This is a genomic window from Peribacillus frigoritolerans (genome assembly GCF_001636405.1).
In the GTDB taxonomy this organism is placed as follows: Bacteria; Bacillota; Bacilli; order Bacillales; family DSM-1321; genus Peribacillus; species Peribacillus frigoritolerans.
The window spans coordinates 1597009-1613265 of sequence record NZ_KV440950.1 but is presented as its reverse complement, the minus strand read 5'-3'; the positions used below and the strand labels follow the sequence as shown (position 1 = coordinate 1613265).

Genomic DNA, 16257 nt, shown 5'->3' with positions numbered 1-16257 from the left:
CTATTCTTTTTAAAAATGGCTGTTTCCACATACTTTATTGCTATTTACCAGGTAGTGAGTTGTGGTTGATTTCCACTCCAGATGCTCGCTTTCCGCGGGGCGGGCGGTGAGCCTCCTCGGCGTAAACGCCTGTGGGGTCTCACCTGTCCTGCTGCTCCCGCAGGAGTCTCGCACTTCCGCTCCAATCAACCTTAAATAGTTTTGTTTAAAAAACAACAATCTTTACGAAAAGAGTCTTAAAAATAAAAAAGCATTCCTCTTTACAAAGGAATGCTCCATAACTGAACTTTTCATTTATTACCTTCGGCTAAACCCTTATATCATCAGGATTTCCCTGATATCCTCTTCTGTAAGTGCAGATGACGACTTGTCTCCAGGGTCGATGATTTCTTCGATAAGATGTCTCTTTTTCTCTTGGAGTTCATTCATTTTTTCTTCGATTGTCCCACGGGCAATAAGCTTGATGACTTGAACCTCTTTTTTCTGCCCCATTCGATGGGCACGGTCCGCGGCTTGTTCCTCAACTGCCGGATTCCACCAAAGGTCATATAGTATGACTGTATCGGCACCCGTCAGATTGAGACCCGTACCGCCAGCTTTCAACGAAATGAGGAATATATCCCGTTCTCCTGCATTAAACCGATTGCAGATTTCCACACGTTCCTTTGATGGGGTTTGTCCATCCAGGTAGAAAAAGGGTTGTCCTTTCATGGCCAAATCCCTGCCGATGATCGTAAGCATTTTTGTAAATTGCGAGAAAATCAGCACCCGTCTTCCAGAATGCTTCGAATCTTCGACAATTTGCATCAGCTGCTCATATTTTGCTGAACTGCCTGTATATCCGTCCACAAACAAGGCAGGGTGACAGCATATTTGCCGAAGCCGGGTCAAGCCAGCAAGGATCCTGATCCGATTTTTGCGGAGGGTATCCTTGTCCAGGTGTTTCAGCGTATCATGCCGCAGCTTGGCCAGATAAGCGCCGTACAGTTTCTTCTGATCGGGAAGCAGTTCCATCGATTCCAGCGACTCGATTTTTTCCGGTAATTCCCCTAGTACGTCCTCTTTCATTCTCCGCAGCAAAAATGGACGGATCCTGCGGGAAATCTGCTTCCTTGAGAGGTTGCTATACTCCTTTAACCCCATGAATAGTTCAGGGAATACGACGTGGAAAAGGGACCAGAGCTCTTCTAGTGAATTCTCGATGGGCGTACCAGTCAACGCGAAGCGATGGGCCGCTTTTATCTTCTTGGCCGCTCGTGCCGTTTGTGTCACCGGGTTCTTAAAGGCCTGTGCCTCATCGAAAAACACCGTATGGAAGTCCTCTTTTTCATACGACTTGATGTCTTTCCGAAGCAATGGATAAGAAGTGATCACTACATCCACGTCCTTCATTTCTTTAAGCAGCCTCGTCCTTTCCGTCTTGTCTCCATCCACGACGACGGCTTGTATATCAGGAGCGAATTTAGTGAATTCATTCAGCCAATTGTAGGTCAATGATGATGGGCAGACAATAAGCACCGGAACCCTTTTCTTACGGATGTCAGGTAGCTCGGATAAAATGAACGTGATGCTTTGCAGTGTTTTTCCCAGACCCATATCATCAGCAAGAATCCCGCCAAAACCGTATTGTGCAAGGATTTTCATCCATTTGTAGCCGTTTTTTTGATACTCGCGCAAAATCGGGTCCAGACTATTTGGCACCGTGAACTCCAAGGCGCCCGGATTCCTGATGTTATCCAAAAACTGCCGGAATGATTCTTCCATCGTGAATGTCTGGCTGTCATTAACGGAGTCAAGGAGCTGGAGCCCTTTTATGAGGGGCATGTTCAGTGTGCTTTCCAGGTCTTCATCCTGTACGGGCAGTGCATTCAGAAAACGATTGATTTCCTCGTATTCCCTTGTTTCAAGGGAAAGCAGCGATCCATTCCTTAAACGATAGTATTTCCTTTTTTCTTCAAGCGCGGCTAAGACCTCACGTATTTGTTTATCTGGAATATCATCCATTTCAAATTTGAATTCGAGCCAATTAGTACGCTCTTTTTTAATTTTCACCCTAATGCGCGGTGCAGCATTTCCACGGGAAATTCGGTTCCTTACAGCGGTCGTGGCATAGATTTGCACCAGCTTCTGGAGTTTAGGAACGATATGGTACAAGAACTCATACTCCAACTCTTCGTTATGCAAGAAATAGCCGCCGTCCGTCTTGGCAAACTGGCTATCCTCCATCAGCTTTATTATCTCCGCCTCTTTCTCAACATCCCTCATAACCTTGGTTTCCTGTTTTTCCAAAGGGTTGATCACGATATTTTCATAATGGAATTCCAGCCCGGCAAGCAGCCTGTTTTTCACTCGGTCCAAGTATAGCTTTGCAACCAGCGGTGTCTTCAAAAACAATTCGGTGATGGATCTCGCTATATGGACTTCACCGAGTCTTTTCAAGCCTGGTACCACCTTGTCCAGGAATAATTCCAGCTGGTCATGATGGATTGGAATTTGATTCATCCCCGAATCCTCCATCATTTGCTTTAACTCTGAAAGGCGTTTGAAATCCTCATTTTCGAGCTGAACCAATTTCCCCTCAAATAGGACCAATGTGTATGCATTCATGACGATCATCTCGTGCAGCCTTTCAATATTCAGCTGATAACCTTTGTCCTCGCTTTCAGTAAAGTCAAACTGTAAAGGAAGCGGTCCGTTTGTTACACGAAAGCCATTGAATGTAAGGCCGCCATAGGCAAGCTTCACCATTGGCGCCGCTTCAAGGATGGGGACAAGCCTTCGAAAAGAAGATGGAGGCAGAAGTAATAAGTGATGGTCCAATGTATATTCGGATTTATCCGTCAGGGCGTCCACATAGACTTTTTCATCCGATATCACTGTAATGAGCTCCTGAAGCACTAAATCATTTTCATTCTGAAAACAATGCAGCACCGGGTCATATATAAATGAAGGGGACACTTGGGCAGGCTTTCCCGCTTTAACTCGCTTCAGGAAATCCCGGACATTCGACACATTGAGAGAACCGATTTTCATTTCCAGTCCTAACATATATTGTTCCATTCCCATCCATACTGGTTTACACGTAAACTCCGCTTCAAGCATCGTTCTATTTTCAAAATGGCGCTGATGACCGCTTTTCCGAACAGACTGATTATTGAAAAGGGTCAGCAAGCCCTCTGACAACTTCTCTTGGGCTGTAGCATCAGAACCGGCTGCATGCACGCCTTCAGGAACCGTTCCATCTCGCTTATGATCGTAAACCGACAACAGGACGGCTGCAATATGCTGGCAATCCCTATGGAAGGAAGCTAGCGCAGGACAGCTGCATTTCGTCTGAAATCCGCCGACTGCATCCACTTCAATCGTGACATGGAAGTCTTCCTTGCCTCTAACCGATGCTTCACAACCATCATGACGATAGCTTTCAAATGTCACTTTATTGGCACGATGAAAAGCTTCCCCTCTTTTGAAGGAGACGGCCCCGCACATGTCCTTTATGATTTTTCGATTCAATTTGATATCCAAATTGCCGTCCTCCTCCCGGGGTTTTTGTTGAATGGTTTTACATTCCGCTGTTAAATAAGCTCATTTTATCATCATACTATGAAATCGGTTTACAGGGTTGTAAAAAAGCAAAAAGACAAACTCCACATTCGGAGTTCATCTCTATTTCAGCAACGGGAATTGCAGCATCATTGTTGTCCTTTGCCCTTGTTCTTTTTCTTTTTTTTTCGATAAAAGAAGCTGAATACAAGGAATGAAAGAAGAATGAAAAAAAGGATAAATTCAGCGGGGTCCTTCACCAAAAAAGGGTTAAAGACATGTTTGATCGAATTATCCAGATCGAATCCCAATAGAATATCCATACCTAATGATAGGACCACTAAAGGGATCAAAAGCAAAAGCGTAATACCGAAGAATTTCATTTTTGATCAACTCCGCCTTGGAACTTATTTTGGTGCTGGCCTTTCTTTTTTTTTCGATTCTTAAAAAAGGCAATGATCAAGAGAAGCAACGGAATGATCACCTGAAATGGGAGGTGGAAGTATATCGGTACGGCTCCTAGCCCTTCATGCATATGTTCCGTAAAGTTGCTTGCTATTATGATGGAACTCAGTAATATGACAAAGCCAACAGGGTAAGCAAGTCTGGAGGGCTGTTTAACATTGAAAACATTCGCCGTACCCGTTACCGCCACATAAGTAAATACACTTATCTTGATGAACCCGCCAATCATCAATAAAAACAAGAAGTACACATCGAGACGTTCGAGAAAGCCAGCGACCTCTATGGACTGAATAAGGGAAAGAAGAGGGTATTGCGAACGTGTCGTCAGGTCCACCCCAAGTACAGCAATATTCATAGCCATTATTATCGCGAGAAAAATGCCAGCTGCCGCAATGCTGCTTATCCCAATTTTTTTCAATCGCTTAGGTTCGTTCAAATAAGGAAAAATCATTAAAAAGGAAATGATTTCGCCAAATGGAAAGAATATCGTTTTAGTGAAAGCCATTTTCACCATCTCCGTCCCGCTCATTTCAATAACCGGCTTTAAGTTGTTTAAATGGATCATGCCTGAAGCCACTATCAGAAGAAAGAAGGTCATTAAAAGTAAATTCTCCAAGACAAAGAATAGTTCCCCGGTCCTCGTCAATACTTCTACCCCTTTTCGGACCGTGTACACCACGACTAAAATGAATGCAGCGTTCGCGACAAATAACGGAATATGAGGATAGGCAAAAGTAAGCAGCGTATCTCCGAAGTCCCTCAGCACCCTTGCAGCAAGGTAGATGAAATAAAGGATGTATAGAAAAGCTACGATCCTGCCTAGAAAATTCCCCAATATACTCCGGACAAATTCCGTTAACAGCTGATCAGGGTAATATTGAAAAAGGCCATAATAAATGAAAAATAATAAAAATCCGCCTACCATCGCAATAAGGATGACCAGCCAGGCAGCCTGCTTGGCTTCACCTGCAAGCGGAACCAAAAGTGCACTGCCCATTTCAAACAGGAAAATAAGGACGAACAACTGGTACCCGCTGATATTTGCCTTTTCCATGAGGATGCCACTTCCTTTCCTTTATTGTTCATCCTTTTTTAAATTCGATAGATACGGCTTATTACGTAATCCGGTACGGCGAATGAAAGTTTCTACCTGCACATCAACTTCCAGTTTAGGAAAAGTATCGTCGTCCCAGTTTTTCTCTAGTTTCTTCCATTCTCTCGGATGGGATTCATGCATGAGCTCCCCAAAGCCAAAAATATCGGATTTATTTTTTTGTGCCCGAACGATTGCGTCTTCCATCTCCTTCTTCAAGTCTTTCGCTAACTTCCTTTCAATATCTATCAGAACATGCATATCGGTTAGATTCAAAGGAACATTCGCTTCCCGGATATCTCCCTCTGCACGGACCTTTATCGATATTTTCGGTTTGCCGTTTACCATTTTTGCCCCGATATTGGTTTTTTGGCGAATGACTGAATAGGTGACTGCGTTTTTTTCACCCTCCCAATCAAGGTATAAATGGACATTTTCGATTCTATCCAATACCCACATTGATCCTATTGCCTTATCACCATCCAGCCAGTCAATCAATTTGCCATCTTTAAAAACACCTATCCCTGCTGCATTAGGGTTTGCCTCAATATCCGAGGACATGGTATTCTCCATTTTATCTTCCTTCCCCTTGTTTCCTCTCACGGTAAAACCGCTTATTATCGGTTCTTTTCCGGTACTAAGCAGATTCTTGATCACCTCTTGGAGATTGATGCTAATACTTTTCCCCTGGGTTTTTTCAGTGGTTTCAATCGTCCTAATGACTTTCTCGGCTGATACCTTATCGATTGCAGTTAACGTTTCGACAATATCCTTGGCTTTCACACCCCGGGCAATCACGACCCTCGTAGTTGCCCTGAATTCCGGTGAGCGCTCAAATGCATCGAAAATATTGGTGAGACCCTCTTCTTTTGCTAGTTCCTCACCTATGACAACCAGGTTGGCATGGGCAAAATACATATCTCGGGAGATTTTAGTTGAAGCGATGCTATCCAATTCAAGCACATTATCTCCCGTGGCCCTATAAATGGATATCGGTGGATTCGATCCGCCGCCGCCCTGAAGAGCTCCGGCAACATTGCCTGGATTAATGATCTGGAAAGTTCCCACTAACCTCCCTTCTTTATTTCTATCGAGTCCGACCGCCGAAACGATGGCCATTTCATTTAACTCTGTTTTATCCCAACAGCCTGTGGTGAATGTGGCGGCGATCAACATCATCAAGAGCAGAACTAATCTTTTACGATTCATTGCCTTCACCTTTTTTCCCGTCAGAAGTTTTCATTCCACGCGATTCAGGAGGCAGCGGTCTTTGGTTATCGCCTTCCCTGATCAGATTATTTTCATTGGTCAAAAATTGTGGCCTTTCCTTGAATGCCCATATAGGTCTTCTGAAGAATGTGTCGCCAAGCCCTTTCGGATTCAGAGGGGCGAGCGGTGTCATATAAGGAACTCCAAGTGAACGCAGGCTGCATAAATGGACAATAAGGATGATAAAGGCTAAAATCATCCCATAAAAACCTAACATGCCGGCACAAATGATGAATCCGAACCGCACAATGCGGGCAGAAATCGCTATGGCATAAGAAGGGGTTGCAAAACTGGCAATCGCCGTGATCGAGACGATGATGACCATTGCCGGCGATACGATACCAGCCTGGACGGCCGCCTGCCCGATGACCAATGCCCCGACAATGGACATCGTCGAACCAACGGCCTTTGGCATCCGAAGACTTGCTTCCCGTAATATTTCAAAGGTCATTTCCATAAGAAGCGCTTCAACGACGGCAGGCAAAGGAACCGTTTCCCTTTGGGCCGCTACAATGACCAGCAGCTTCGTTGGGATCATTTCCTGATGAAAAGTCGTGGCTGCAACATAGACAGCCGGCCCGACTATCGAGATGACGAAAACGATGATCCGTAAAAAACGTGTCGCTGAAGCAATGTCGAAGCGATTATAGTAGTCTTCGACAGATTGGAAAAATTGTACGAACAATGCCGGGGCGATCAAGACAAAAGGCGTTCCATTTACGAATATCGCCACTCTTCCTTCCAGCAGGTTTCCTGCGACCATATCCGGTCTTTCTGTATGGTTAAGGGTTGGGAATGGGGTCATGACCTGGTCTTCTATCAATTGTTCAATATATCCTGATTCAAGAATGCTATCGATGTTAATTCGATTTAAGCGCTTCTTGACCTCCTCGACAATTCCTTCCTTGACAATTCCATTAATATACATGATGGAAACGTCCGTTTTTGTCACCGTGCCTATTTTCATCGACTCTATCCATAAATCCGGGGTATTGATGATGCGGCGTAACATGGCGATGTTCGTTCCATTCGATTCCGTAAACCCTTCCCTAGATCCCCGGACAGTCAAATGCGTGCTTGGCTCCTGAATCGAGCGCTTCTCTCCTCCTCTTGTACTGGCAACCAGGGCGACGTTCACTCCATCAATAAAAATGATGGTGTCCCCTGATAATAATGTCAAAAATAGCTTTTCCCAGTCCGTGACCCTTTCTACGCCACCGAGGGAAACCACGTCCTCAGAGATAATTTCCATTGCTTCCAGTGGAAGTATGTTTTTTGACAGGTGGGGATTTTTCATGATTGATTCAATTATAAAGTCCGTAACGCTAGGATTATCAATCAGACCCTGCACATACAAAATAGTTGTTTTTATCTCCGGGTTTATTCCGATTTTCAACGTTCGGATAATGATGTCGGGACTTTTCCCCGTCTTTTTCTTCACGATTTCCAGATTGGCAGAAAGGGAACTTTCAATATAATCAGGCGTTTTGCTTTGGGATTGACTTTCATCTTCCTTTTTCTTTTCACGTTGCTTCACTTGTCTCTTTTGTTTGAAAAAAGAAGCCATAGCACCGAACCTCATTCCTTTTTCGTTTCACTCATTTTGTCCAAAGCACTCCCCCTTTATTCTAGGCTCATCCATCTTCCTCCAATAAGAAAAAGGCTGTCGCAATGACAGCCTTTAATGGTCATATTCGGTTAGGGAATGAATGCCGATGATAACGGCCCAATCAACTAAACTGAGATTATACTTTGCCTTTATTCCTTCTAAAAATCAAAACAACGAAAGCGATCAATAGCAAGGCCAGTATCGCATATACGATGTTTGAATAAATGTCCATGTACCCTACAATATCTTCCCACGAAGAGCCAACAGCTGCCCCGATATTCACCAAGATGATGTTCCAAATTAATGTTCCGGATGTTGTGTAAATAAGGAAGAGCCAAAAGCTCATATGGGACATCCCTGCTGGAATCGAGATCAAACTTCTGATCAGCGGAACCAGCCTGCAGAAAAACACGGTCCATGACCCGTATTTGTCAAACCATGAATTCGCCTTATGGACGTCCGATACCGTTAACCGAAGAATATGGCCCCATCTTTCCACGAACCTTTCAATGACCTTCACATCAAGAAGTAAACCAATTCCATAAAGGACGACTGCCCCTGCCACAGACCCTAGAGTCGAAGCGATCACGACACCGATAATCGTCATATCCGCTTTTGTCGTCATGTAACCGCCAAAAGTAAGAATGACCTCAGACGGGATCGGCGGGAAAATATTCTCCAATGCTATTAATAGAAAGATTCCCATATACCCAAAATCATTCATGAATTCCGTAATCCAGTTTTCCATTTAATACGCTCCTAACTTTCTTGAATCAACAGCTGGCTTGTTACCTGCCGGCTGCTTATCTTGCAATAACCTTGCTCCCTTTATTAACGATCTTTGTTCTTCCGCCGGTCTTGGTACCTTTGGAAAAACCAGATGGAAATCGCAATCCAACAACCGCCCGCCAAATACCCGGCAATGATATCACTAGGATAATGGACCCCCAAGTATATGCGGCTAATACCTATCGAGAGGATCATCATCATGCTGAAAAGAATCAAGAGAATCCTTGCCCACCTAGCCGTAATGTGACGCCATAGCAGAAATGTAAGAATACCGTATAAAGAAAATGCATTCATGGCATGTCCACTAGGGAAACTGTATCCCCCTATATCGATGAGTCGATGTAAATCGGGTCGGGCGCGTTGAAAGAATAGCTTAACCATCAAATTGAGAAGAGGTGAACCCACGATGACTGCAGTGAATAAGACTAGTTCCAAACGATGCTTCAAAACCCTATATAAGAAAAACAAAATGACCAAGGAAAGGATGATCAGTGAAGCGGTTGAACCTATGTAAGTAAAGAACTTCATGATGTCCGTCAGCAGAGGGGACTCAATTCCCTGCACCAAGGAAATCACATCTTCATCAAATTTCAGGTATTCATTTGCACTTATTGTAAATGCCATGAAACTGAACCCGATTAAAGAAAGTACACTTATTATAAAGGCAATGGTTAATTGCTGCTTTAATTTCATAATAACATCCTTTCACTTATTAAAACTGTTTCATCTGGAAATTTCTATTTTATCATATCTTCTTCATTGCATGGTGGGTGTAATTGCTTCATCGCCCGCCTACGTAATTCGGGGAACATGCCTGGGCACAAAATTTTCTACTTTATCATACTACTCTATTCGTCATTGTCACCTCAACTTCAGGTTACTATAAGATTTCCTGCCGAACGTTTCAGGAGTGGCAGGAACATATTTAACGCATCCATTCAACATGCAAAAAGAAAAAAAACCTTATGCAGGTTAGGGCACAAGGTTTTTCGTTTTTTACATGCGGCTTGCCTTAAGCGGTAGTGATGTCAATGTTTGCCCTGTCGCTGAATCGGTAAGATTCTCTTCTAACTGGAACGATGGCACCGCTTCAATATGCTTGAATTTCTTCAGGAATGCAGTAAGCGCAATCTTCGCTTCCAGCCTGGCAAGCGGCGCTCCAAGGCAGAAATGAGGGCCATTACCGAATGTGAGATGTTTCTTATTATTAGGGCGGTGGATATTAAGTGTGAAGGGGTCTTCAAACATTTCTTCGTCCATATTAGCTGCACTCATCCAAACAACCACGTTATCCCCTTCTTTCAATTCCACTCCCAATAGATCGTTATCTTCCTTTACAGTCCGATCCAATTTAATAAGATTGAATCGGAAACGGAGCATTTCTTCGACCGCCTGCGGAACTAAATCCAGGTGTTCATGTAACTCTTGATAAACTTCTTTGTCATCATATAGTAGGGAATAAAAGCTATTGGCCAATAAATGACTGGTTGTCTCGACTCCTGCACCTAAAATCAGCATGGTCGTCCGGACGACCTCATCATCCGTAAACATTTCCCCATCCACTTCTGACTTCAATAGATCTGAGATGATATCATCCGCCGGGTTCAATCGTTTTTGCACAACAATCGGATACAAATACTGATAGTATTCTTTTGCTGCCACTTGCTTCAATTTATCTACTTCTTCTTGTTTTTCTCTATCAAAAGGAAGAAATAAGGTATCCACCCATTTCTTAAACAATAAACGATCTTTCGAGGGAACGCCCATCAAATCGGCCATGACAATGATCGGAAGCGGACTTGCCAATGATGCCACAATATCGATTTCCGTTCCCTCATCCATTTGTCCAATCAATTCATCTGCAATTTCCTGAATGCGAGGTTCCCAGTTTTGAAGACTTCTAGGTGTGAATGCTGCTGCCAGCAGTGAACGGCGTTTTCTATGATCAGGTGGATCCGATTCAGTGATTTGGATTTTTTCAGGCACAGAACCTTCCTCACTATCCGTTCCAACCGATATGGTGGTCCGTTTCCGTACACTTGAAAAATGTTTATAATCACTGAGAACCCGCTTCACATCTTCATATTTAAAGACATTCCACGTATCCGTTCCTTCGTGATAACTCACAGGGTCATTTTCTAACATCCTTTTACACCAAGCGTACGGGCTAAATTCCTCCGTCCTTGTTTTAAACCTAGTAATTTCTTTTACTGCAATAACTTCTTTCATGATACCGACTCCTCCCACTTCTCAAAAGTTACCTAACAAAAGGACCGAATGTGAAGCATTCTCCAACTCCGCCGATTTGTTATAGGGTCGAGCATTCCTGATAGATTTTTTCACCAAATCCTTAAATACACATCTATTCCATTATAGGGTAAAAGACCGCAACAAACCATGCATCTTCCATACCAGCGGCCTTACGTGAAATTTGCCCCACAACCCCGACGCCCCTATGTAAAACTGCTTATTTTTGACAATTCCCTTTCTTTTTCTATTTTTTTATGTCTCTCAATTGATGCTGAAATCCAATCCTCTTTTTCCAAATTTGGAGACAGTGCTTTCCACTAAGTTATTTCAGTATAGATTATTTTATAATTGCTTGAGTTTGTGGATCACGTTTCTTGGAACGTTTTTCAATTAATAAAAACTACAGGCAACATAGGATTCGGAATGGTCTCCTGGCGAATGCCCATCTAGCTATCACAAGGTGATAACCATGATTTACAATAAGGCTAGACTTTTTCACACTTTTATATAGGATTAAATATTATTTCTGAAATCAAGCTGTTTAAATAAAAAAACTGCAGGCATACTCGCTTTTCTTCGAGTTTGCCTGCAGCTTGAACGCCTGCACGATGCCGCCGTCAATTTTTTCCCCTTTTAATCAGTTCATGCAAATCATCCATTTTCTTTTCCATGATATCCAGTCTGGTTTTACGGTGCTTGATGGAACGGAAAAGGGATACGGTCCCAACGATGATCAGGATTAGAAATAAAAGGCAAAACAATTGGTATACCAGATCCGCAATATTATACCCACTCACTATGTAATCCCCCTAAATGGCATTCTCAATATTCTATTATACACCAGGCAAAATGAACAATTTAACCTTTTTAAGGAGAATCGGGAATAAAAAACCGATAGCCTTTTACTACCGATTGCTGTTTGTAGACAAATTGATCAAATGATGTTCCCAAATCAACACCTTCAACTCATCAGGTATGGTTTCTAACTAATTTTTATAACAAAGCTGATTGGAGAAGAAATCAACGCCATAAAAAGACTGTAGACAAACTCGATTAAAATCGAAATCGAGTTTGTCTACAGTCTGAACGATAGCCATATGCTATCGGTTAGTCTTTTATCCCTCTATTTGTTGATCATCGTCAGTATCCTCTTGAGGCACAATCAATTCTTCATAGAATGCAGCCGTTGTTGTTCCTGCATAAGGAATCAACCATAGTAAACCAATTCCCAGTGTGAACATGCAAAGGATGCCCCACCCGATGAAGCTTAGGTGCATAAGGAAATACTTCCATTTCAAGCCCTTCATTCTTTTTTTGCTCTCTGTAATGGCTTCAAGCACCGTGTATTCAGGATGATCCTTCAATAAGAAAAACTGCTGCGAATAAGCGATGGCCTTGATGATACCCGGGATGATTAATAATAATGACCATAAAAAAATGAAAATTGCTTGTAAGATGGATGCCCCAATAAGCTTGAAAGAGGTTTTTCCATCTTTATAGATAGCGAACACTTCTGGAATGCCAGGATTCCCTTCCCTAACTAAATTCAGGTAGAACCAAGTGGTTGAAATGGTAAGCGGGATTAAGGCAATGGAAAAGACCATGCTGAAGATATCGGACCATAACGGTGTATCTTCCTGCATGAGCCATTCTGAAAACCCACCGCTTCCGATCACTTCGACAATTAAAGGAAAAATGAGGTTGATCAAGAACAACAGCAACATAAGCGAAACAGTTACTCCCCATTTACCTCCCAACGACTGAAGGGCTTTCCTCTTTAATTCTGAGATTCTCATACTCTGATTTAACTCCCCTCTTTAAACGGCGGAATTCTGAATGTAAATATGGTTAGATTCAGAAAAACCACTATTTATTTGATGTATAAATCTCAATTTACATTTTAGCATACTAGCTTCTGGTCGTGGGCTTAAATTCCTAGAAAGCGCACACGGATAGAGTCAACTGGTTTCGAGCAACCATGATCCACTCCTTTCTTGCCTTGGTACTGGCTTGTAAAAGTTTATGAAAGGGAATAAGACAATATGCCCTTCCAAATCAAAAATACCTTCGCGGAACCATACCCTGTTATGACGTATGGCCAGCGAAGGAGCATGTATTTATCTTGGTTAAAAGTCCTTATGTTAATCTAGTTCTTTTTTCCTTTTCCCAGGTAGACCGGGCCACTCATTTAATCTATTCCAAAATCTTTCGAACAGCATGGTTGAACTACCCACCACTTATCGACCTTACGATCTGATTGAAGTGTGGGATGAATCTTCGTAAGTGGGATTGTCCTTCATGTTCTTCTCACCACGATCGAGCCCTCATCGTGTTTTCTTTTCAAACTTTTTCCTGGCTTTGTCACTGCCTTATAAATGATCACAACAAAAAAAAGAGCATCCCAAAGCAGAAATCGCTTCCGCCTTTGGAACACCCTTTTTCCTATAATCAATCAGAGCCAGTTATAACAAAATCGTCTTGGAGCAAAGCTAAAGGAAGCTTTCTATTAATAGGATCCCCTGCCGAAACATTAATTTCAGTAATGTGACCACTGGCACCTATTGAAACATCAATCAATTTCCCATCTTCCGTCTTCACTAAAAAGAGCCTTTCCCATTCATAAACATAGGAATCCTTTTGAACGTAAACTTGTTCGACGGTCCCATCTTGAGCACACTCGATGGTATGAATCGGTTTTAACACGGAATCACTCCTCCACTCCCCATTATTAGGCTATAGCTTATACCCAGCCGCGGAATATCGAGGCTTCTGCCATTTTTCTGACACCCACCATATACGCTGCCAGCCTCATATCCACTTTTCTCGTCTCGGACATTTCATATATTTGATTAAATGAGTTGACCAATAACGCTTTTAATTTGGTTTGGACCTCTTCATCTTCCCAATAATAACCTTGATTATTTTGAACCCATTCGAAGTAAGAAACTGTCACACCGCCTGAACTTGCCAATACATCAGGTACTAGAAGCACATTGCGTTCCGTCAAGATCTTGGTTGCCTCCAATGTGGTAGGTCCATTCGCGGCCTCGACGACAATTTGGGCTTTGATAAGATGTGCATTTTCTTTGGTGATTTGATTGGAAATGGCAGCAGGCACTAAAATATCACAATCTTGTTCAAGAAGCTCCTGGTTGGTGATTGTATGATCGAATAGTGTCGTTACCGTTCCAAAGCTATCCCTTTTATCAAGTAAGTAATCGATATCCAGACCCTCAGGTTTATAGATGGCACCATATGCGTCCGATATGCCAATCACTTTCGCACCTGCATCATGCATGAATTTGGCCAAAAAGCTTCCTGCATTCCCAAACCCTTGGACGATGATGCGTGCACCTTTCAATTCTATGCCCTTACGCTTTGCCGCTTCCTCGATACAGATGGTGACACCTTGTGCAGTCGCCTTTTCCCTGCCGTGTGAACCGCCCAGTACCAGTGGCTTACCTGTAATGAAACCAGGAGAATCGTGTTCTCTTATTCTACTGTACTCGTCCATCATCCATGCCATGATTTGTGAATTCGTATAAACATCCGGGGCCGGGATATCTTTAGTCGGCCCCACTATTTGGCTGATTGCCCGAACGTATCCACGGCTAAGCCTTTCCAATTCACCGATTGACATTTGGCGCGGATCACAGATGATGCCGCCTTTTCCTCCGCCATATGGCAGATTCACGATTCCGCATTTCAAACTCATCCACATTGAAAGTGCCTTGACTTCTTCCTCATCGACTTCAGGATGAAAACGGATTCCGCCTTTCGTCGGACCGACAGCATCGTTGTGCTGGGCACGGTATCCAGTGAAAATCTTCGTCGAATTGTCATCCATCTTAATTGGAATCCGGACGGTAAGCATCCGTAGAGGTTCCTTCAAAAGCTCGAACACTTCTTCAGAATAGCCAAGCTTATCCAGCGCCTCCTTGATTACGACCTGTGTTGAATCAAGCAAGCTGGCAGTTTCTTTTTCTTCTTTGATTGTTGTACTCAATGGAATTCACCTCATAGGTATATTAGGATAAAACTTTTTTAATGCGTTCGATTGCCCAATCCAAGTCTTCTTTAGTAATCACTAATGGCGGAGCAAAACGGATAACTGTATCATGTGTTTCTTTACATAGCAGTTTTTCTTCTTTAAGCTGCTCACAATATGGTCTTGCTGCTTCTGTTAGTTCGACTCCGATGAATAAGCCTCGGCCGCGGATGTCTTTAATCATTGGATTCTTGATTTCTTTTAAACTATCCATAAAGTATTGTCCAAGCTCCAATGAACGTTCCGCAAGCTTCTCTTCTTCAAGGACTTCCAATGAAGCGATAGAAACCGCACATGCCAATGGATTGCCGCCGAATGTAGAACCATGGGAACCAGGATTGAATACGCCAAGGATTTCACGGTTCGCAGCTACGCAAGAGATTGGGAAAACCCCGCCGCCCAGCGCTTTACCTAAAATGTACATATCGGGAACTACTCCATCCCAGTCAGAGGCGAACATTTTTCCTGAACGTCCAAGTCCTGACTGAATTTCATCAGAAACGAATAGGACATTATTTTCTTTACATAAGTCGTAAGCTTCTTTTAAGAATCCTTGTGGCGGAATGATGATTCCCGCTTCACCTTGAATCGGTTCGATTAAAAATCCAGCCGTTTGCGGTGTAATCGCTTCTTTCAATGCATCAAGATCGCCGTAAGGGATAAGCTTGATCCCTGGCAGCATCGGTCCAAAGCCCCTTCTGTATTCATCATCGGATGACAAGGACACGGCTGCCATCGTACGGCCATGGAAGTTCCCGATACAAGCAATGATTTCAGCTTGGTTTTCTGCAATTCCCTTAACATCATAACCCCAGCGTCTAACAGCTTTGATGGCTGTTTCAACGGCTTCAGCACCTGTATTCATAGGCAGTGCCATGTCTTTTTGCGTAATGCGTGAAACCATTTCATACCATGGTCCCAATTTATCACTATGGAATGCACGGGATGTCAATGTTACGCGATCGGCTTGTTTTTTTAATTCGTCGATGATTTTCGGATGCCTGTGGCCTTGGTTCACTGCTGAATAGGCACTAAGCATATCCATATATTTGTTGCCTTCAGGATCTTCCACCCAAACTCCTTCTGCCTTCGAAATGACGATTGGAAGTGGATTATAATTGTTTGCACCATATTGTTCTGTTTGCTCGATTAATTTTTCCGTTAAAGTTGTCATGTTGATTCCCCCTAAAA

General features: G+C 43.0%; 13 protein-coding genes. All 13 read right to left on the bottom strand.

Going from position 1 to position 16257, the window contains the following annotated elements; all coding sequences use genetic code 11:
* Positions 1-315: 315 nt before the first annotated feature.
* The 13 genes from A6755_RS07895 to A6755_RS07835 all read right to left on the bottom strand — a co-directional run bounded on the left by A6755_RS07895 (position 316) and on the right by A6755_RS07835 (position 16240).
* Positions 316-3525: a DEAD/DEAH box helicase gene (locus tag A6755_RS07895; protein ID WP_063590360.1), complete on the bottom strand. Its 3210-nt coding sequence runs from the start codon at positions 3523-3525 to the stop codon at positions 316-318.
* 167 nt (positions 3526-3692) lie between these two features.
* The gene (locus A6755_RS07890) at positions 3693-3926 is read right to left on the bottom strand and encodes a YczF family membrane protein (RefSeq protein WP_063590359.1); all 234 of its coding nucleotides are present in this window, start codon (positions 3924-3926) and stop codon (positions 3693-3695) included.
* On the bottom strand, positions 3923-5062 hold the full coding sequence (locus tag A6755_RS07885) for a GerAB/ArcD/ProY family transporter (protein ID WP_063590358.1): 1140 nt from the start codon (positions 5060-5062) through the stop codon (positions 3923-3925). Before A6755_RS07885 ends, A6755_RS07890 begins: the two co-directional genes overlap by 4 nt.
* A 21-nt stretch (positions 5063-5083) precedes the next feature.
* Positions 5084-6310, bottom strand: coding sequence for a Ger(x)C family spore germination protein (locus A6755_RS07880; protein ID WP_063590357.1), 1227 nt, complete (start codon positions 6308-6310; stop codon positions 5084-5086).
* The gene (locus A6755_RS07875) at positions 6300-7937 is read right to left on the bottom strand and encodes a spore germination protein (RefSeq protein WP_063590356.1); all 1638 of its coding nucleotides are present in this window, start codon (positions 7935-7937) and stop codon (positions 6300-6302) included. Before A6755_RS07875 ends, A6755_RS07880 begins: the two co-directional genes overlap by 11 nt.
* Before the next feature lie 178 nt (positions 7938-8115).
* A complete protein-coding gene (locus A6755_RS07870; protein WP_063590355.1) occupies positions 8116-8727 on the bottom strand; it encodes a DedA family protein in 612 nt (203 codons plus the stop codon).
* An 83-nt stretch (positions 8728-8810) separates the two neighbouring features.
* On the bottom strand, positions 8811-9461 hold the full coding sequence (locus A6755_RS07865) for a phosphatase PAP2 family protein (RefSeq protein WP_034309465.1): 651 nt from the start codon (positions 9459-9461) through the stop codon (positions 8811-8813).
* 303 nt (positions 9462-9764) lie between these two features.
* Positions 9765-11000 (bottom strand): cytochrome P450, encoded by a 1236-nt coding sequence (locus A6755_RS07860; RefSeq protein ID WP_034311525.1) that lies wholly within the window; start codon positions 10998-11000, stop codon positions 9765-9767.
* Positions 11001-11635: 635 nt separating this feature from the next.
* Entirely contained in the window at positions 11636-11815 is a 180-nt protein-coding gene (locus A6755_RS07855; RefSeq protein ID WP_034309467.1) for a hypothetical protein, read from the bottom strand.
* Positions 11816-12133: 318 nt separating this feature from the next.
* Positions 12134-12814 (bottom strand): DUF975 family protein, encoded by a 681-nt coding sequence (locus A6755_RS07850; RefSeq protein WP_063590354.1) that lies wholly within the window; start codon positions 12812-12814, stop codon positions 12134-12136.
* A gap of 652 nt (positions 12815-13466) precedes the next feature.
* Positions 13467-13721 (bottom strand): biotin/lipoyl attachment domain-containing protein, encoded by a 255-nt coding sequence (locus A6755_RS07845; RefSeq protein ID WP_048686804.1) that lies wholly within the window; start codon positions 13719-13721, stop codon positions 13467-13469.
* Between the two features lie 37 nt (positions 13722-13758).
* Complete coding sequence (locus A6755_RS07840; RefSeq protein WP_048686806.1) at positions 13759-15024, bottom strand: Glu/Leu/Phe/Val family dehydrogenase; 1266 nt, start codon at positions 15022-15024, stop codon at positions 13759-13761.
* A gap of 22 nt (positions 15025-15046) precedes the next feature.
* On the bottom strand, positions 15047-16240 hold the full coding sequence (locus tag A6755_RS07835) for an ornithine--oxo-acid transaminase (protein ID WP_034309472.1): 1194 nt from the start codon (positions 16238-16240) through the stop codon (positions 15047-15049).
* Positions 16241-16257 lie beyond the last annotated feature (17 nt).